Here is an 18,466-nt window from a genome sequence, read left to right as displayed (position 1 = left end):
AGTTTTACAATCCAAAACAATAGGATGCAATCTTCTCTTTCCCATTTTATTTAACACAAAAAAAGCAATACTGTAGCCTTTGTTAATTTTCTTATAATTAAATTCCAAGACTGCGAGATATTTAATCCCGATTTACTACTTTTAGTGCTTTAAATCAGGATATGAAATATTTCGCAGTTTTCTTTTTTACACTTCTCGCCAACATTGGTTTTGCACAAGATACGCAAGATGCACAGCCAACAGTTCCACAAAGAGTTTCAGGTTACGTTATTAATGACGACAGCAAACAACCGCTGGCTGGCGTAAATATCATTAACACCAACAAAGTACGTGGTGCAAAATCTGACGAAAAAGGGTATTTTGAAATTGACGTGCAAGTAAACGATACACTTCATTTTTCTATTCTAGGATTTCAATCGCTAAGAATTAGAGTTACAAATGACTGGATTAAAAATAAAGTAACTAGAATTCAGCTTACAGAAAAAGCAATTGCTTTGGAAGAAGTTGTTATTGCTCCTTTCTCTTTGACAGGATATCTTGAAATTGATTCTAAATTAATTCCAACAAAAGAAAACTATCGTTACAGTATTTCGGGACTTACACAAGGTTATGAAGCTGGAGAATATGCTCCAAATGCTTTTGGAAAAGTCCTCGGTTCGATTTTTAACCCTGCCGATATGCTCTATAATTTCTTTGGCAAGAACGGAAAAGAACTCAAGAAACTAAAGGAAATGAAAAAAGATGATACGGTAAGAACGCTCTTAGAATCAAAATACGATCGTGAAACAGTTGCCGTATTATTAGGAGTCAGCAAAGATGAAATTCCTGAAATTATGCATCGCTGTAACTATTCCGATTCTTTCATCCAGACCGCAAATGATCTTCAGATTATGGACGCAATCAGCGCTTGTTATGAACAATATAAAGTATTAAAACGTAATTAATTCTTAATACAAAAAAAGAACATCTAAATCCTCAATTTTTAAAATTGGGGATTTTTTTTGGCATTTCAGATTTTAAAAGCCTTACATTTACTTACAAAACAGTAAAATCAATATTATGGCAAAAGGTCAGGACGCTAAAAAAACAGCAAAAAAAGAACCGTTAAAAACGGCTAAAGAAAAGAAAGAAGAAAAGAGAGAAAAGAAAAATACTCCTAAGAGAGATCAAAAAAAGTGATCAGTGATCAGTTTTTTTTAGTGTTCAGTCTTTAGACATCATATTTACTGATTACTAAAAACTGAACACTGAATACTTTTATTTAACTGGAATATTAGAAAGGATTTCTAACACAAATTTCCAATACTTTTGAGCAGAAGAAATACTTGCTCTTTCGTCTGGAGAGTGCGCTCCGTGAATTGTTGGACCGAAAGAAATCATGTCCATATCAGGGTAATTTGTTCCTAAAATTCCGCATTCTAAACCTGCATGGCAAGCCACAACTTTAGGCTGTTCTCCATTTTGTTTTTCGTAGATCTCTTTTAAGACTTCTAAAATTTCCGAATTTACATTTGGTGTCCATCCTGGATAAGAACCAGAAAGCTCCACTTCACACCCAACCAATTCAAAAGCAGAACGTAAAGAATTTGCCAAATCAAATTTCGAAGATTCAACAGAAGAACGTGTTAAACATCCTACCAAGATTTCTCCATCTTTAATAACTACACGAGCAATATTATTTGAAGTTTCAACCAAATCGGCCATATCAGCGCTCATTTTGTAAACTCCATTCTGAGCTGCATAAATCGCTCTGATAATTCCTTCCTGTACACCTAAATCCATCACTTTTTCAGGCAAATCACCTTTTACGATTTCAATAGTCAAATTAGGCTCGGTTGTTTTATATTCGGCTTTGATATCAGAAATAATTTCCTGCATATCGTAAACATAAGCTTCATCAAACATTTGAGAAATAACTACTTTAGCAACACTTTCTCTCGGAATTGCATTTCTAAGGCTCCCTCCGTTGATTTCTACAACCTGCAAACCAAAGTTTTCAAATGCGTCAAACAACAAACGGTTCATGATTTTATTAGCGTTTCCTAAACCTTTATGAATATCCATTCCTGAATGCCCGCCATTTAAACCTTTTACTGTAATTGTATAACCAACAGAACCTTCTGGAACTTCTTCTTCATGATAGGTTCTAGTTGCAGTTACATCAATTCCACCAGCACATCCAATATCAATTTCATCATCCTCTTCCGTATCCAAATTCAATAAAATTTGACCTTGAAGAATTCCGCCTTTTAGGTTTAAAGCACCAGTCATTCCTGTTTCTTCATCAATTGTAAATAAAGCTTCAATTGCAGGATGCGGAATGTCTTTGCTTTCAAGAATTGCCATAATAGTCGCCACCCCTAGCCCATTATCAGCTCCAAGTGTTGTGCCTCGCGCGCGAACCCAGTCACCATCCACATACATGTCGATTCCTTGTGTATCAAAATCAAAAACTGTATCAGCATTTTTTTGATGCACCATATCCAAATGCCCTTGCATTACGATTGGTTTACGATTTTCCATTCCTGGAGTAGCCGGTTTTCTGATGATTACATTTCTGATTTCATCTTCGAAAGTTTCTAAACCTAAGCTGTTTCCAAAGTTCTTCATAAACTCAATTACACGTTCTTCCTTTTTAGAAGGACGCGGAACAGCATTTAAATCTGCGAATTTATTCCAAAGTGCTTTTGGCTCCAGATTTCTAATTTCTTGACTCATTATATTTTGTTTGATGTTTAACAATTAAGAGTCCCAAAGTTACAAAGTTTCAACTTTTTTTGAGCACAAATTTGAGGAATTAGCACGAATCCAAATTCTTAAAATCAATTCCTACAAATACAATCCTTTTTTTTTAATAATAATATTGTGTTTATATTTACGTATCTAAAAACTATACTGTGAAATCAAAATACGTTTTACCTTTATTTCTCTTAGTTCAAATTATTTTTTATAAAATCCTGCCATTCTTTCCAGATTTTGTGGAGGGCTTTTATAGCAAAAATTTATTCGTTAGAATTTCTCATTTTTCAAGAACAATCTTAGGTAAAATTCCTTTTTCTGTCGGTGATATTATTTATGCTCTTTTAATGATTTCTATAATTAGTTGGTTTTGGAAAATTAGAAAAACTTGGAAAATAGATTGGAAGGATCATCTTCTTAAAATCTTAGGTAAGATCTCTGTTTTTTACTTTTTCTTTCACCTGCTTTGGGCTTTCAATTATTACCGTAAACCTCTTTTTGAAAAAATGGAAATCAAAAGAGAATATACCGATTCTGATCTTTTGGCTTTCACTAAAAGATTAATTGCAAAGACGAATGAAGTTCAGTTTCAAATTACAAAAAATGAAAGCTCTAAAATTGTTTTTCCATATTCACAGAAAGAGTCATTTAACATGATATTAAACGGTTATGATAATTTAGCAAAAGAACATCCTTATTTTAAATACAAAACATTAAGCGTAAAAAAATCACTGTTTAGCGTTCCTTTAACTTATATGGGATTTGGCGGTTATTTAAATCCATTTACAAACGAAGCGCAAATTAACGACTTATTGCCAATGTACACTTTTCCACTAACTACATCTCATGAAATGGCACATCAGATTGGTTTTGCAAGTGAAAGTGAATGTAATTTTATTGGCCTTTTAGCTTCTGTTAAAAATGACAATTTATATTATCAATATGCAGGATATAGTTTTGCATTACGCTATTGTCTAGGAATCTGGAAGTTTAAAAATGAGAAAATTTTTGAAATACTAAAGAAACAAGTAAATACTGGAATTTTAAAAAACTATCAAGAAGACCAAGATTTCTGGAAAAAATATGACACCTTTATAGATAAAGGTTTTCATTTTCTATGGGATAGTTTTTTAAAAACAAATAACCAAAAAGATGGAATGAAAAGCTATAGTAAGTTTATCGATTTGACGATTAATTACTATAAAACAAGAAAATTATAAGCCAACTGTAACAAAAATGATTTCATAACTACTAATACATTATGAGTGAAAATCTAGAACAGTCATTTGTTGCGCAGCTGCAGGCAAATCAGAATATAATCCACAAGATTTGTAGATTATATACTGCTGGCGAAGATGCTCATAAAGATTTGTTTCAAGAAATCACCATTCAGCTTTGGAAAGCTTATCCAAAATTTAGAGGCGACAGTAAATTTTCGACTTGGACCTATCGTGTTGCCTTAAACACAGCCATTACCTTATACCGAAAAACCAAAAGAACTATATCGACCGTAGATTATGAAAATCATCAGCATTTTGTAAAAGATGTTGACTACAATTATGAAGAAGAGGAACAGATAAAACTGATGTATAAGGCAGTTTATCAATTAAATGACATCGAAAAGGCATTAGTTTTTATGTATTTAGAAGACAAAGATTATCAAGAAATAGCTGAAACTTTAGGAATCAGCGAAGTGAATGCGCGCGTGAAAATGAACAGAATTAAAGGGAAACTTAAAAAAATACTAAATCCTTAAAAATTATTATGAAAGAACTGGATTTACTAAAAAAAGACTGGCAAAAGAACTCTGATTCTTTTCAACAAATTTCTGAAAATGAAATCTATAAGATGATTCATAGAAAATCATCTTCAATTGTAAAATGGATTTTAATCATCAGTATTTTGGAGATTTCGTTTTGGACTTTTTCCAACTTGTTTATCAATACAGATGATGTATTGCGAAAAATGAATCATCCTGAAATAGTAACAGCTTTAGAGTTTCTAACCTACTTTAATTATGTTGTTGTATTGATTTTTGTTTACATTTTCTACAAAAACTACAGAACAATTTCGACCACAATAGCAACAAAATCATTGATGAGCGCTATTTTAAAGACCCGAAAAACAGTACAGTATTATGTTTGGTATAATCTCGGAATGATTGTAATTACAGCAATTTTAAGCTTCTTTATTGCTTTTGTCTACAATCCAGATATGGAGTTTCTTAGAGAAAAATTAGCGATGAACGGAAAAGCCATGTTTGTTACTATAGGAATATTATTCCTTGTAATTTTAGGTTTTTTTGGATTATTCTGGTGTTTTTACCGAATTATTTACGGAACGCTTTTACGTAGATTATACGCTAATTATAAAGAGTTGAAGAAGATAGATTTTTGAAAAAGCTTCTAAGGTTCTGAGATGCTGAGGTTCTAAGTTTTTTGAATTAAAAACTCTGACGCTACAGAATAAATAAATTGTCTCCCTGAGCGAAGTCGAAGGGCACAAAGTTAGGCTTCGACTTCGCTCAGCCAGACAAAAACTTTAAACAAAAAAACTATTCTAATAATCCCAACGTCTTAATTTATTCAGTTCTTCTTGCGCTTTGATTTCTTCAGCAGGAATAACTTTTAAAAATGAAGGATGCTGTTCGATTGCGTATTCTACTTTTTCTACAATTTGTTCGATGGTATCGTTTTCATAATCAATATCAAGAGGCTCTTTTATAATGAAGGATTGTAGAATTCCTTTTTTCTTCATTCGAAGTCCTTTTTTGTCAAACGAACGACGGAAACCGTCAATTACAATAGGAATAACGATTGGTTTATGCTGTTTGATAATATGAGCTGTTCCTTTACGAACTGGTTTGAATGATTTTGTTGTTCCCTGAGGAAAAGTAATAACCCAGCCGTCTTCTAGAGCAATTCTGATGTTTTCTGTATCGTTTGGATTTACATCACGCTTTTCTGTAACATCAACACCTTTAGCACGCCAAGTTCTCTCAACGGTAATTGCGCCAACATAAGCTAAGATTCTTGGCAGTAATCCAGCCTGCATGGTTTCTTTGGCTGCTACGTAATAAATATTCATTTTGGGCTGCCACAAATAGCCAATATTCTTAATAGTGTCTTGACGCCCCGATAAACTGGCGTTAAAAACATGAAACATCGCCACAACATCTGCAAAATAAGTCTGGTGATTGGATATAAATAAAACATTAGTATCTGGGAGCGTTTTAATAATTTCAGATCCTTCAATCTGTAATTCATTAAAACCTCTATACCTCCTATGAGTCATGGCACCGAGAACTCGGATTAACCATTTCTTGATGAATAATATATGCCCAAAAGGATTTCGTTTAAACAATCCCATAACTAATTTATCTTATTTTTTTGTTAGGTCGCAAACATACAAAAATTATTCTTTTAGCAACACTTTAAAACAATTTCTCCAAATAACAGTTATCCAAATGAATATCAAATCATTAAATAAACTTTATCAAATTTCTTTTGCAATAGCGACACTCAAAACATCGCGCAATTCACTCAAAATCATTGCTGTGGCACCCCAAACAACGTGATTTTGAATATTAAAGGCAGGAACTAAAATATTTGCTCCGTAAGAAGTTGATAATCTGGCTTCAATAATTATATCATCATTTAAAAAAACAGACAAAGGCAGTTCGATAATTCCAGCCACTTCTCTTATATCGGGATAAAAAGAAAGTTCTTCTGTGGCAATTCCTAAAAAAGGATGCACCAAAAAATTACTTGGCGGAATATACATCGGAGAAAAATGTTTAATTATATTTATTTTATCTCTCGTTACTCCAACCTCTTCATGCGTTTCTCTAAGTGCAGTGGTTTCAAAATTAATATCTTCCTTTTCATATTTTCCTCCTGGAAATGCTATCTGAGCAGAATGAACGCCATCATAAGCATTTCTAACAATCAAAACCAAATGTGTTTTTTCCTGTTTTGGATAAAACAGCATCATTACTGCCGCCATTCTGGCGTTTAATGCATCAATATCAAGATTTTTTAATCCCTCTATACGCTCTTTTGGAGCCATTTTTAAGTGTGACGTCACTGCTGGTAATTCTAGCGGAATTATATTGGGAACATATTTCAAAAAGTCTTGAAAATTCATAATCAAAGCTTATTTTTGTATTTTCAAATAAAACATAAATATACTCCAGAAAACGCAGTACCGCAAGTTTTCTAATCTTAAAGCCAAAAAAAATGTACAGCAGAGAAGAATCGCAAAGAATAAAAAGAGAATTTTGGGTAGCTTTTGCCGAAAAATACCCTCGCAAATGGGTACTTTACGACACTAAAATCAAAGATTTTTCTTTTAAATTTTATGTAGATAATAAGAAAGCGCAGGTTTTAATTGATATCGAACACAGAAGCGATGAAAAACGTATTGCCTACTTTGAAAAACTTGAGGCTTTAAAAAATATCCTAGAGGAAGAATTTATCAAAGATTTGGTTTTTGAAAAAAATTATACTCTTGAAAGTGGTAAAAATATCAGCCGAATTTGGGTAGAAAAACTTGGCGTTGGTTTCAGCAATAAAAATACTTGGGATACTATTTTTGATTTCTTTAACGAAAACATGCATGCTCTAGAAATGTTCTATTTAGAATATGATGAGTTTATTAAGGATGTAGATTCTTTGTAGTTTCTAAGGTTCTGAGATACTAAGATTCTAAGACATTGAACTTTTTTATATAGCAAACCCGACAGTTTTTAAAAATCTGTCGGGTTTATTATTTTATTTAAATCCAAAAAAATTAGCGACTTAGAATCTTAGAAACTCAGACCGTAATAATATTATAAACAATAATATGATCGTCGTAATTGATATAAAGCTGTTTTCTATAATCTTGTTTTTTTCGTGTAATAATTGACAGCTTGCATTCTTTCCCATCATTATCTTTGCACATAAAAGAATATACAATATCTGTGTCGTTTTCTTCTCTTTCAATATAATCTAAAATACTGTAAAGCTGGATTTCTTGAGAATAAACTACAATTCTATGTTTATTGGTATCTAAAACAACCGAAAGATTTACTAAATCTAGATTGGACCACTCGCCCCATTTTCCTCTTTCATTTTTTTGTAGAACGCTAAATCCTGAAGTTTTAAAATGATATGATTGACTTTTAGCTTGTTGAAGGCCTAACACTAAAAAAAGTAATAGTATATATGTGCGTATAGAATTCATAGATTATTTCTTGCAGTCAATTAAAACTCAAATGTAGTCTTTTCTTTGGATGCGACTTCAAATTCGGCTATCATTTGTCGAATAATTTCTTCAACCGGCAAAATTTCATGAATCAGACCTGCAACCTGTCCAATCTCCAATTCTCCTTCATCCAAATCTCCTTCAAACATTCCTTTTTTGGCTCTTGCGCGTCCTAAAAGATGAACCAATTCTTCTTTAGAAGGACATTTTTGATACAAATCCTGAACATCATGATAGAACTTATTTTTTACTAATCTTACAGGAGCCAATTCTTTCAAAGTCAACTGAGTACCTCCTTCTATAGTATTAACTATCGTATCTTTAAAATTATTGTGTGCCGAAGATTCAAAAGATGCTGCAAAACGGCTTCCGACCTGAACACCATCTGCGCCTAAAACCATTGCTGCAAGCATTCCTCTTCCTGTCGCAATTCCGCCCGCTGCAATTAAAGGGATTTGTATTTTTTCTTTCACCATCGGAATCAAAGTCAACGTTGTGGTTTCTTCGCGTCCGTTATGTCCGCCTGCTTCAAAACCTTCTGCCACGACAGCATCAACACCAGCATCTTGCGCTTTTAAAGCAAAAACACTGCTGCTTACCACGTGAACAACTGTAATACCTCTTTCTTTCAAAAAAGAAGTCCAAGTTTTCGGGTTTCCTGCAGAAGTAAAAACAATTTTAACGCCTTCATCAACCACAATATTCATAATCTCTTCGATGTTAGGATATAACATCGGAATATTGACACCAAAAGGTTTGTCTGTGGCTTTTTTACATTTTTGAATGTGTTCTCTAAGAACTTCTGGATACATAGAACCTGCACCAATAAGTCCTAAACCTCCTGCATTACTTACCGCCGAGGCCAATTTGTAACCACTATTCCAGATCATTCCACCTTGAATGATTGGGTATTTTATATTAAAGAGTTGGGTAATTTTATTCATTAAAACTATTGCTTGATTATTTTTCCTGTTTTATGCAGATTATCACCATCAAAACTATAAATGTAAAGTCCGCTTTGAAGTGATTGCAAGGAAAGAACTGGATTTGAATTATTAATTTTTTCTTCGATTAATTTTTGCCCTAAAATAGAATAAATGGTTACCGATGCGGTATTGGTTTCATTTAAAAAAGAAAACCAAACTTCACTCTTTGCAGGATTCGGATAGACCAAAAAAGAGGCTTCAGCGATAAAATCATCCACACCTAATGCGGTACCAAAATTCGGAATTCCGTATCCATAGTTATTATCTGGATTCGCATATTTATCGGCAGAAGCCAAAATCATCTGTCTAATTTCTTGGTTTGTTTTTGATGGAAAAGCTTGCCACAACGAAGCCGCCATTCCTGCCATAATCGGACATGAAAATGAAGTTCCGCTTGCTGTACCAATAGTTCCATTTGCATCAGAAACCACAGCCGATGATCCTTGTGCCATTACATCAGGTTTTATACGCCCATCAGAACTTGGTCCGATCGAACTGAAACTAGATCGCACTTTGTTAGCTGTAACTGATCCAATGGCCAAAACAGACACTGCATCGGCTGGAGCACCAATGTGCTTTTCAGGTTGAGTTCCTTCATTTCCAGCAGAAGCTAAAACTAATATTCCTTTACTAAAAGCGATTTCGGCACCACGCGAAATAAAAGTGGTAATTCCGTTCATATCGCTGTATGTATGATTGTACCTAACTTCATCTCGATCAAGGAAATATCCAAGCGAAGTCGTAAGAATATCTACTCCCAAAGCGTCCGCTTTCTCCGCCGCTTCAACCCAAAGTGATTCTTCAAGAGGATTCTCATCAGCAACAATTTCAGTTATAAAAAGATAGTAGGAAGCGTTTGGAGCCGTACCTATTAAAGCATTTTCTTTGTAACCGCCCATTGTAGAAAGCACTTTCGTTCCATGATCTCCTCCAGTATAGAAATTAGCATTTCGAGTGGTAAAATCGTATCCTCCTAGAATTTTATTATTATTTCTAAGATTTTCAAATGGCTGAGCGGTATTGACACCTGGAAATCCAGCATCTAAAACAGCAATAATTTTACCTTCTCCTGTGTAGTTCTGTTGATGCAAAACCTGCCCATTCAACGTCTGAATTTGATTGGCAGAATTACCATAAGCATAATCAATAGCGGTTTGTATTTGTTTTTTCGTCTGATTGATTGCAGTTTCTGAAACTTTTTTTCCCGTAGTATTTAAAGTTCTATCTGCAAATTCTACTTTCTGAACAAAAGCTAACGCTTTTAAAGCATTGATATTAGCCTGAGTTCCCTGAATATGAAGTGCATTCAGCCATTTCGACTGTGCTTTTACCGTAATTCCTGTACTTGCGGAAATTTGATTAACATACGAGGTCTCTAACGGAGCATCAGTAATATCCAAAACGATATTTTGGTTCGTTCTTCGATCCAGAGCTCTTTGCGAAAGTACAGCTTGAGGATTGTCATAAAAAGCCTGTACATTAGGTTTTCCATTAAAATAAACCCATGCATCTTCTTGTGCAAATACTGTAAACGAAAGAAGTATTAAAAGAAAAGTAAAGTTACATCTCATTCATCTATACTTTTTAGGGATCTTCTCCCAAATAAAGTATAAAGCTAAGAAATTACTCCCGAACCAACTAATTCATTTTCTAAATACCAAGCAACAAACTGTCCTTCTGTAATAGCAGACTGTGGTTCTTCAAACTCTACGTACATTCCGTCTTCAAATTGATGTAAAACAGCTTTTTGAAGAGGCTGACGGTAACGAATTCTAGCCATCACTTCCATTTTCTCACCAGCTTTCAAAGTCATATCTTCTCTAATCCAATGAACTTCAGATTTTCCAACAAAAAGTGCTTTTTTAAATAATCCAGGATGTTGGCTTGATAAACCTGTATAGATAGTATTAGTTTCTACATCGGTTGCAATTACAAATAAAGGATCTGTTGTTCCTCCTACATTTAGACCTTTTCTTTGTCCAACTGTAAAATAATGAGCCCCTTGGTGTTTTCCAACCACTTTTCCCATTGTTGAAAGATAGTCTAGTTTTTGAGATTCTAACTTTAATCTTTCTTCCAAAGAAAGTTCAGCTGATTTTTCAGAAGTATAAATCGGATCATTTTTATCTACTTGAACAATTTTACCATCTTTTGGCTGTAATTTTTGCTGTAAAAATTCTGGAAGACGAACTTTTCCAATAAAACATAAACCTTGTGAATCTTTCTTTTCTGCTGTAACCAATTCCATTTCAGCAGCAATTTCGCGCACTTCTGGTTTTGTTAAAGCTCCAATAGGAAACAAAGCTTTAGACAATTGTTCTTGAGACAATTGGCATAAAAAATACGATTGATCTTTATTATTGTCAACTCCAGCAACTAGTTGGTAAACTGGTTTTCCGTCTACCTCAATTTCGCTTTTTTGACAATAATGTCCCGTTGCCACATAATCCGCTCCAAGACTTAAAGCGATTTTCATAAACACATCAAATTTGATTTCGCGGTTACAAAGCACGTCAGGATTTGGAGTTCTTCCTTTTTCGTATTCGTTGAACATATAATCAACAATTTTTTCTTTGTATTCCTCGCTTAAATCAACAGTTTGAAACGGTATGCCTAATTTTTCAGCCACAAGCAAAGCATCATTACTGTCTTCCAGCCAAGGACATTCGTTAGAAATAGTAACAGAGTCATCGTGCCAGTTTTTCATAAAAAGGCCAATAACTTCGTATCCCTGCTGTTGCAATAAATACGCTGCAACACTAGAATCTACTCCACCTGAAAGTCCAACAACTACTCGTTTCATTTTGAAAAGTTTAATTTTTTAAGGTTGCAAAGGTACGCCAAATAATAGAAAATTTCACCATGGTTTTCATTACTTTAAGCAATCCCGCAGTAGATAAAACTTATTACTTTTTTAAGTACATTTAATCATCCATTTTTATTCTATGAAAAAATACATTTATAGCTTGTTTTTCCTTTTCGTATTAACTTCGTTAAGTGCGCAGCGATTCAGCGCATCTTTGCCAAATTATGAAGCTTACAAAGCATTTAGAGGAAAACCTTTGTCTGATAAATTTTCGAATATTGAATCAGTAAAAGTCATTTACGATCTCAGAAAACAAAAAATGTATTATTTCAACAGCAGTATTATTTTGCTTCATTACGATTTTGTAGTTAATTATTTGGGATACAGCCATGATTTAGAAGTCTTCAATAATGAGAACTATAGCAACACTGAAAAGAATAGAGATTTTCTTCTCGGAAATTTAAATCACATTAAAGGAACAGACAAATGGATTTTTGAACTCGCTGCATCCGATCATATGCCTCTACCACTGATTGAACGTTTTTTTACTATGGTCAAAAATTCTACTTTTATTGGAGAAAAACTGAAATTTTATCTGAACAATCCAGAAATGATGAATTGGTTCCAACGTGAAGAATTCAAAATTCCATGCGTGAAATCTGATTATATTTTTGGAGAATTAAAATATCAGGAAGTTGTTCGCGGAAGTAGTATTGGGATTTTGCAGCAATACAAAATCAAAGATTTAGAAACTTTAAAACCTAGTTCTGACGAGATTATCATTTTGGATGGAACGCCTGATATTCTCCCAAATGTGCGAGGAATTATTGTAAATGAACTTCAAACTCCATTAAGCCATTTGGTTCTTTTAGGAAAAAACAGAAAGATTCCGATAATGGCATATACGGATATTGAAAAAGACAACAACATCAAAAGGCTGCTTTCTAAAAAAGTAGAAATAAAAATTGAAGTCGATACTTTTTTTATTAAAGAAACCACTAAAAAAATTCCAACAAAGTCTCCTGGAAAAAAGAAAAAGCTATTTATAGACAATAGCGTTACAGAATTGGTCAATTTATCTGAAATTCCAAAAAAGGGAATTAACTATATCGGTTCAAAAGCACAAAACATGGCCTATTTAATTGCCATTTCTAAAGAGATTTCCTTTAAAGTTCCCGAAAATGCACATGCTATTCCGTTTTACTATTATACAAAACATATTCAGACCCCTGCTATTTCTCCATTAATTGCAGAGCTTTTAGCTTTCCCACAAAAAGATTCTGCGATTTGGATAAATAAACAGCTTAAAAAAATTAGAGACGCTATCAAAAAAGAACCTATTGATCCTGAATTAATATCTAAATTGAATATTGCTTTTAAAGACGCCAAATTTAAAAACTTCAGATTTCGTTCGTCTACGAATGCAGAAGATTTAGATGATTTTAATGGCGCTGGATTGTACGATTCTAAAACCGGAATTTTAGGCGATTCAATCAAAACTTTCGAAAAAGCCATAAAACAAGTCTGGGCAAGTGTCTGGAATGAAGCCTCGTATAACGAACGAGAACTTTTTGGAATTGATCAGCAAAATATTGCAATGGGCGTTTTGGTGCATCGCTCTTTTCCTGATGAATTGGCAAATGGCGTAATTATTACCAAAAATATATTTAGAGAAAACTTTCCTGGAATTACGGTCAATGTTCAAAAGGGAGAAAATTCGGTTGTAAAACCCGAAAAAGGAGAAATCTGCGAACAGTTTGTAGCCTATCATTTCAATGACGGTAAAGATGAAACCGATTTTGATATTGATTATACTTCCAATTCTAATTTGAATGATAATGAACCGTTGATGACTCGAAAAGAAATGAGTAATCTATACGATGCCAGCAAAAAAATTGAAACCAAAATGTATCGCTATTGGCGCAAAAACCAATTTCATCCGGTAGATATTGAATTTAAAATTGTGGGCGAAAAAAGAGATTTGTACATCAAACAAGTCCGTCCATTCAACGATTAATAGAATACTAATAAATCTATTTCATTGCTTGCCGTATTGATTAGTACAATTCTAAAGTCGAAATCTTCAATCTTAATTTTCTGCTGAATTGATTTTCGTATTACTTCTGAGTTTAAAGAAAAATCATCGTCAAGCGGAATTTTCACATCTACAGAATTCAGATATTTTGAAGCTTTTTTATTGACAATAACCGAAGCGGCAATATAAAATCCGATAATAATAATTTGAAAAAACAGCAATAATTCAATCTTTTCAAACGGATACATAATGTCCAGAATTGACAATGTAATTGTGGCAAAAAGAAAGATGATAGCATTTACCGTGAAAGATTGTGTTCTAAATCGAAGTATCGAAAAAATAGCAAAAAGACCAAAACCAATTCCCACTCCAATTTCTATTTTGGTAAAAAGATAACAAAGGGAAAAAGTACAAAGTCCCACAATAACCATTAACGGATTTATAGTAGCATTATCTTTTCTGTTGGAGAAAAAATACAAAACCAAAATCGAAAAAAACAACAGTAAAAATCGTCCTAAAAGCTCTTGTAAATCCATTGGTTAGAATAAATTGGTTACTCAAAAGTAAACAATTTATTCTTTACCTATTTTATTTTTAAGGAATGAATTCTGAGCTTTTCAAACTATTATTTTTTTGGCGCTGGTCCTTTTTCAGAAGCTTTATTCGTGTTTTTAGGATCACTCATATTTACTTCTTTCACTAATTTTCCTTTTTGGTAAAACTGCCAGATTCCAGCTTTTTTACCATTTATAAACTTTCCTTTAGAAGCAACAGACTTATCTGAATCATAAAAAACAGCTGCACCATTGTATTCATTATTTACAAAGTTCGATTCTTCAAGAAGCGTTCCGTCCTGCCCTATTTTTTTATAGGGCCCTTCCTTTAAACCATTTTTATAAGTCATCTCTTCCGCAATTTGCGCATTAGGATAATAAACAGTTTTTAAACCTTCTAATCTTCCATTTTTATAATTCTCAACCGCCATTAAAACTTTAGAAGCTTTATGGTAATATTTCCATTCCCCTTCGCGAGCTTTTCCTATCTCTTTTCCTTCGCTTACTTTGTTTTTATTTTGATCAAAAAAGACAGTATACGAACTTCCATCATTGGCACTAAAATCTCTTGTTGCTAAGACATCACCTTTTTTAGTATCATCAAAAAATTTAAAAACACCAGTTTCCTTTCCATGATCAAAATTTCCTTCGTAGCGAGGTCGTTTAGATTCAGCATAAGTCCCTTTCCAAAGTCCGTCTTTTTTTCCAGCCGCGTCAACTTTATTGGTTTCTTGAGAAAAAGCTGCTGTAGTAATTAGAAATAAAATCCAAATTTTTTTCATAAACTGTTTTTCTTTATAACATTAAAAAGCGTGTTTTATTATTGCAAAAGTATAACCAATTTTACTTTTTTACCGATTTTTAAAGTCTTAAATACTATTTAAAATTTTGTTAAACAAAATTTAGACCTACGAATAATAAAACCAGAACTAAACCAACATAAACAACTAAAAATCAACACTATAAAAACAACAAATAACGCAAGTAAAACATGTAATGAATATAACTTTTGTTTAACATTATGTAAATAAAATTAAACAAAAGCTCATAATTTAGCCTAACAAACTAAAAACTATATTATGAAAACATTCAAAATTAAATTAATTGCTTTTTTAGCATTAATTGCTTTCGTCAGCATTTCATGTAATAATGATGACGATGACTCGCAACAGACCTCACAAACGATTCTATCTATTGCGAAAGCAAATCCTGATCTTAGCAGTTTAGTTGCTGCTTTAGAAAAAGCAGATCTAGCTGCTACATTGAACTCTTCTGGCTCTTATACAGTATTTGCGCCAAATAATAAAGCTTTTAGCGCTTTTCTCTCTGCAAACGGTTATGCTAATCTTAACGCAGTTCCTGTTGCTGCTTTAAAAGAAATACTACTCAACCACGTTTTAAGCACAAAAGTAAAATCTAGCGAGATTACTACCGGATATGTAAAAACTCTGGCCAAAGGAAATGCTTCGGCTTCAAACACTATAAGCATGTATCTTGAAAAAAACACAGGAGTTGATATTAATGGCGGAAAAGCAAACGGTGGTGCAACAGTAACAACTGCAGATATTGAAGCTTCAAATGGCGTTATTCATTTGGTTGATGGTGTAATAGGATTACCTACTATTGTTAACCATGCTGTGGCTAACAAAAATTTCACAACACTTGTAACAGCATTGAGCTACAACTCTGCATCTGGTTTTGTTGGAATATTATCTGGAACGGCAAGTTCTCCTTTTACTGTTTTTGCACCCACAAATGCTGCATTTGCAAGTTTCTTAACCGAGACTGGATTCTCTGGCCTTTCTGCTATTCCTGCTAATGTTTTAGAAACTACCCTGAAATATCATGTGGTTGCTGGTGCAAATGTGCAATCGACTTCTTTAACAAACGGACAGGCAGTTAATACTTTTGCTAGTCAAAGTTTCACCATTGGCCTTACTGGAGGCGCAAAAATTACTGACACCAATAATAGAGTAAGTAATATTATCGCAACAGATGTTCAATGTTCAAACGGTATAATCCATGTTATAGACAAGGTTTTATTACCTAAATTTTAAACGCAACTAATTGTAAATAAAAAACCGTCTCGTTAAAAAACGAGACGGTTTTTTTTGTTTTATTGATATAGAATTACTTCTTTTTCTTATTCTGAGCTTTTGCTGCTTCCTGTTGTTCCATTACTTCTTGAAGACGCTGTTGGAACTTACTTGGCTTCTTAGGCTCTCTTTGTTTGTTTTCTTGAATCTGAGCGTGAATTTTATCACTGTCTACAATATAATTCTTGATTACGAACATAATTCCGATTGTAATTAAGTTTGAAATAAAGTTGTACAAACTCAATCCAGCACCATAACTATTGAAGAAAATTAACATCATTAATGGCGAAACATAAATCATGATTTTCATCATTTTTGCCATATCTGGCATACCTTCTTGTTGAGGAGCTGCCATTTGCTGATCTCCAGAAGTCATTTTCATGTAGAAAAAAATCGCAATTGCAGCCAAGATTGGAAACAAACTAATGTGATCTCCGTACATCGGAATAGTAAATGGTAATTTTATAACAGAGTCAAAAGAAGATAAATCGTCTGCCCAAAGGAAACTTTTTTGTCTTAATTCAAATGCCGCAGGGAAAAACTGGAACGATGCGTACATAAATGGCAACTGAATCAATGCCGGAATACATCCCGCCATTGGGTTTACACCTGCTTTGTTGTAAAGCTTCATTGTTTCCTGTTGTTTCTTCATTGGGTCTTTTTTGAATTTCTCTCCCAACTCAGCAATATCAGGTCTTAAAACTTTCATTTTAGCCTGAGACAAAAATGACTTATAAGTAATTGGCGACATAGCCAATTTGATGATAATCGTAAAAATGATAATTGCAATTCCTAACGACAATCCTACTGTTGAACTTAGGAATCCAAATAATGGTATAAAGATTAATTTGTTAATCCATCCAAAAATCCCCCATCCTAATGGAATGATCTTATCGAAATTTTTATCGTAAGCTTTTAGTGTTTTGTAATCCACAGGACCCATGTACAAATTCATTTTGTAATCGATCTCTCCGTTTGAAAATGCTAAAGGTAAATTTGCTCTAAACTGTTTCGTGAAAACAGTATCGATTTTTTCGTCTTTAACTAAATCATCAGATTGTAATTTTGAAGTCTCAAAAGGTTTTTCTGTAGATAAAATCGTAGCAAAGAAATGTTGTTTGAAAGCTACATAACTTAATTTCTCAGGAGTTTCTTCTTTTCCTTGTCCATGATTATTTACATAACTGTATTTTGCATCTCCATATTTATAATTAACTTCAGCAAAACGGTTTTCATAAGAAACACTTTTTTCGTTTCTGTATGTTTTTAAATCCCACTGTAAATCAATTGGTTTTGCAGAATTTAAAACTCTGTTCAAACCTTGAGAACGGATATCAAAACCAACTAAATAATCGTTTGGTTTTAAAACATATTTGTACTCTAAAAATTCATTAGCTCCAGCTTTCAAACGCATAGATAAAACTTGGTCTGCACCAATTTTTTCTAATGTTGGTTCAAAATACAAATCTTTAGAATTTAATGTTCTATTGTCTGTAGTAAGAAGCTGTAAATTTAAATTTGAGTTGTTATTTTTGATTAACTCAACTAGCTCTCCAGAACCTTTTTTAAATCTTTCGAATTCTTTTAAAGTAGCTTCAACAATATACCCACCTTTATTAGCAATCTTTAATTTTAATTTTTCATTTTCGATTGTAGTAAAAGCTTCTTTTGCAGAAGGAAGTGTTGCAGAATAAGCAAATCCTCCTAAAGTTTTTTGCAATTGAGCCAATTGAACTGTATCTCCAGGAGTTACAGCTGCAGCTGGTAATGACGCAGTTTTAGCTTTATCTGCTTTTGATTGTGCTTCTTGTTTAGCAACTAATTCTTTCTTGGCTTTTTCAGCAGCGATTTCTTTTTCAGAAGGCTGATTTTGATACATTATCCAAATCAAAATTCCGAATATCAATACAAAACCAATGATTGAATTGAGGTCTAATTTTTTTTCTTCCATTATAATTTAAAAAAGTTATTCGTTGAAGTCTATTAGTACTGAGTTTATCCCA

At 33.1% G+C, this 18,466-nt stretch carries 17 protein-coding genes; 7 read left to right on the top strand and 10 right to left on the bottom strand.

The window, feature by feature from the left end:
• Positions 1-161 precede the first annotated feature (161 nt).
• Positions 162-944 carry a carboxypeptidase-like regulatory domain-containing protein gene (locus BSF41_RS13115; protein WP_095929943.1) on the top strand — a complete coding sequence of 261 codons (783 nt, stop codon included), beginning with the start codon at positions 162-164 and terminating at the stop codon, positions 942-944.
• Positions 945-1,257: 313 nt separating this feature from the next.
• On the opposite strand, the gene BSF41_RS13105 is transcribed toward BSF41_RS13115, so the two are convergent.
• Positions 1,258-2,718, bottom strand: a complete 1,461-nt coding sequence (locus BSF41_RS13105; protein ID WP_095929941.1) for an aminoacyl-histidine dipeptidase — start codon at positions 2,716-2,718, stop codon at positions 1,258-1,260.
• 179 nt (positions 2,719-2,897) lie between these two features.
• Here BSF41_RS13105 and BSF41_RS13100 point away from each other — a divergent pair, with 179 nt between their 5' ends.
• The 3 genes from BSF41_RS13100 to BSF41_RS13090 are packed head-to-tail and all read left to right on the top strand — an operon-like array spanning position 2,898 to position 5,136.
• Positions 2,898-3,959: a DUF3810 domain-containing protein gene (locus tag BSF41_RS13100; protein WP_095929940.1), complete on the top strand. Its 1,062-nt coding sequence runs from the start codon at positions 2,898-2,900 to the stop codon at positions 3,957-3,959.
• 41 nt (positions 3,960-4,000) lie between these two features.
• A complete protein-coding gene (locus tag BSF41_RS13095) occupies positions 4,001-4,495 on the top strand; it encodes an RNA polymerase sigma factor (RefSeq protein WP_008462500.1) in 495 nt (164 codons plus the stop codon).
• Between the two features lie 8 nt (positions 4,496-4,503).
• Positions 4,504-5,136 carry a hypothetical protein gene (locus tag BSF41_RS13090; protein ID WP_095929939.1) on the top strand — a complete coding sequence of 211 codons (633 nt, stop codon included), beginning with the start codon at positions 4,504-4,506 and terminating at the stop codon, positions 5,134-5,136.
• A 162-nt stretch (positions 5,137-5,298) separates the two neighbouring features.
• Here the strand turns inward: BSF41_RS13090 and BSF41_RS13085 are convergent, their stop codons facing one another.
• Positions 5,299-6,108, bottom strand: coding sequence for a 1-acyl-sn-glycerol-3-phosphate acyltransferase (locus BSF41_RS13085; RefSeq protein WP_095929938.1), 810 nt, complete (start codon positions 6,106-6,108; stop codon positions 5,299-5,301).
• Between the two features lie 126 nt (positions 6,109-6,234).
• Entirely contained in the window at positions 6,235-6,885 is a 651-nt protein-coding gene (locus tag BSF41_RS13080) for a CoA pyrophosphatase (RefSeq protein ID WP_095929937.1), read from the bottom strand.
• 92 nt (positions 6,886-6,977) lie between these two features.
• On the opposite strand from BSF41_RS13080, the gene BSF41_RS13075 reads away from it, so the two are divergent.
• Complete coding sequence (locus tag BSF41_RS13075) at positions 6,978-7,418, top strand: DUF4268 domain-containing protein (protein ID WP_095929936.1); 441 nt, start codon at positions 6,978-6,980, stop codon at positions 7,416-7,418.
• A gap of 136 nt (positions 7,419-7,554) precedes the next feature.
• On the opposite strand, the gene BSF41_RS13070 is transcribed toward BSF41_RS13075, so the two are convergent.
• Genes BSF41_RS13070 through mnmA form a run of 4 tightly spaced genes read right to left on the bottom strand, consistent with a single transcriptional unit; the run spans position 7,555 to position 11,775 of the window.
• Entirely contained in the window at positions 7,555-7,965 is a 411-nt protein-coding gene (locus BSF41_RS13070; protein WP_095929935.1) for a hypothetical protein, read from the bottom strand.
• Between the two features lie 20 nt (positions 7,966-7,985).
• Positions 7,986-8,930 carry a nitronate monooxygenase family protein gene (locus tag BSF41_RS13065; protein WP_095929934.1) on the bottom strand — a complete coding sequence of 315 codons (945 nt, stop codon included), beginning with the start codon at positions 8,928-8,930 and terminating at the stop codon, positions 7,986-7,988.
• Between the two features lie 5 nt (positions 8,931-8,935).
• Positions 8,936-10,543, bottom strand: a complete 1,608-nt coding sequence (locus BSF41_RS13060; protein WP_095929933.1) for a S8 family serine peptidase — start codon at positions 10,541-10,543, stop codon at positions 8,936-8,938.
• A 44-nt stretch (positions 10,544-10,587) separates the two neighbouring features.
• Entirely contained in the window at positions 10,588-11,775 is a 1,188-nt protein-coding gene (mnmA, locus tag BSF41_RS13055; RefSeq protein ID WP_095929932.1) for a tRNA 2-thiouridine(34) synthase MnmA, read from the bottom strand.
• Between the two features lie 142 nt (positions 11,776-11,917).
• Here mnmA and BSF41_RS13050 point away from each other — a divergent pair, with 142 nt between their 5' ends.
• Positions 11,918-13,795 carry a PEP/pyruvate-binding domain-containing protein gene (locus BSF41_RS13050; RefSeq protein WP_095929931.1) on the top strand — a complete coding sequence of 626 codons (1,878 nt, stop codon included), beginning with the start codon at positions 11,918-11,920 and terminating at the stop codon, positions 13,793-13,795.
• On the opposite strand, the gene BSF41_RS13045 is transcribed toward BSF41_RS13050, so the two are convergent.
• Both BSF41_RS13045 and BSF41_RS13040 read right to left on the bottom strand, forming a co-directional pair.
• Complete coding sequence (locus tag BSF41_RS13045; protein ID WP_095929930.1) at positions 13,792-14,349, bottom strand: DUF4956 domain-containing protein; 558 nt, start codon at positions 14,347-14,349, stop codon at positions 13,792-13,794. The two genes, BSF41_RS13050 and BSF41_RS13045, sit on opposite strands and share 4 nt — an antisense overlap.
• A gap of 89 nt (positions 14,350-14,438) precedes the next feature.
• The gene (locus tag BSF41_RS13040; RefSeq protein ID WP_095929929.1) at positions 14,439-15,149 is read right to left on the bottom strand and encodes a toxin-antitoxin system YwqK family antitoxin; all 711 of its coding nucleotides are present in this window, start codon (positions 15,147-15,149) and stop codon (positions 14,439-14,441) included.
• 297 nt (positions 15,150-15,446) lie between these two features.
• On the opposite strand from BSF41_RS13040, the gene BSF41_RS13035 reads away from it, so the two are divergent.
• Entirely contained in the window at positions 15,447-16,424 is a 978-nt protein-coding gene (locus BSF41_RS13035; RefSeq protein WP_095929928.1) for a fasciclin domain-containing protein, read from the top strand.
• Positions 16,425-16,497: 73 nt separating this feature from the next.
• On the opposite strand, the gene yidC is transcribed toward BSF41_RS13035, so the two are convergent.
• Positions 16,498-18,414, bottom strand: coding sequence for a membrane protein insertase YidC (yidC, locus tag BSF41_RS13030; protein WP_095929927.1), 1,917 nt, complete (start codon positions 18,412-18,414; stop codon positions 16,498-16,500).
• Positions 18,415-18,466 lie beyond the last annotated feature (52 nt).

It is taken from the genome of Flavobacterium sp. ACN2 (genome assembly GCF_002303885.1).
In the GTDB taxonomy this organism is placed as follows: Bacteria; Bacteroidota; Bacteroidia; order Flavobacteriales; family Flavobacteriaceae; genus Flavobacterium.
The sequence above is the reverse complement of the archived record's forward strand: the minus strand, read 5'-3'. Positions and strand labels throughout refer to the sequence as shown.